This is a genomic window from uncultured Streptococcus sp. (genome assembly GCF_901875575.1).
Lineage (GTDB): Bacteria > Bacillota > Bacilli > Lactobacillales > Streptococcaceae > Streptococcus.
The window spans coordinates 1-674 of sequence record NZ_CABFMF010000051.1 but is presented as its reverse complement, the minus strand read 5'-3'; the positions used below and the strand labels follow the sequence as shown (position 1 = coordinate 674).

The window sequence follows — 674 nt, the reverse complement described above, 5'->3', positions numbered from 1 at the left end:
ATTATACACCTTTTCTAACACTTTTCAACCACAAAAGCCCCCACAAAAGGGCAATCAATCGATGAGTTCAGCAGGCAAGGAACTAGCACGGTCAAACGTGCTTTTTTTATTGCTGGTTGCTGATAGGTATATTATACCATGAAGCGCGTGGTTTATAAGATTATGACCTCACAAAAGCCACCAGATTCGTTTCTGAGGGCTTGTAGTTTATCCATGGTGTTTTAGTTGTCCAGTACGAAACAAAGCAAAATAAGGGGCGAATATGAAGCCTCAGCCTACATTTGCCAACATTTATGCTTCTAATTCTTGTAGTAAGGTTAAATATAAATCATCAAGGTCAACATCTATTTCAAAATCTATGTCTATATCCATGTTTAAATCTATCTCCATATCCTCTAATTGGATATTCTCCAAATCAATCAAAAAATCTTCAATCATGTCATCCCCCCTCACTTAAATCTCAACATTTTTCAACAAAACACCACCGACGCCTACTTATATGCTTCTAGCTCTCCGTTCTGGTGGATTCTCGCAAAGTTTAAGACGGCTATCTGTTTATATCGGTGGTAGCTAGTGGATTTTGTCCCAGCAATTTCTAAACATTCGCTTACTGTTTTCTTCCTCATGTAGCAATAATGGATAATAAAGTATTTTCTGGCTCGCTTGTTCTCTAT

1 protein-coding gene and 1 pseudogene are annotated in these 674 nt (G+C 37.7%); both read right to left on the bottom strand.

Translation table 11 applies throughout. The annotated features are described in order from the left end of the window. Window positions 1-291: 291 nt before the first annotated feature. Window positions 292-438, bottom strand: coding sequence for a hypothetical protein (locus QZ114_RS08175; RefSeq protein ID WP_000568697.1), 147 nt, complete (start codon window positions 436-438; stop codon window positions 292-294). Window positions 439-491: 53 nt separating this feature from the next. Continuing rightward, a pseudogene (locus QZ114_RS09855) lies at window positions 492-674 on the bottom strand (transcriptional regulator); the annotation flags it as partial.

Excerpts from the sequence above, each read along its gene's own strand:
- QZ114_RS08175 (WP_000568697.1), bottom strand. The coding sequence starts at position 438 with ATGATTGAAGATTTTTTGATTGATTTGGAGAATATCCAATTAGAGGAT.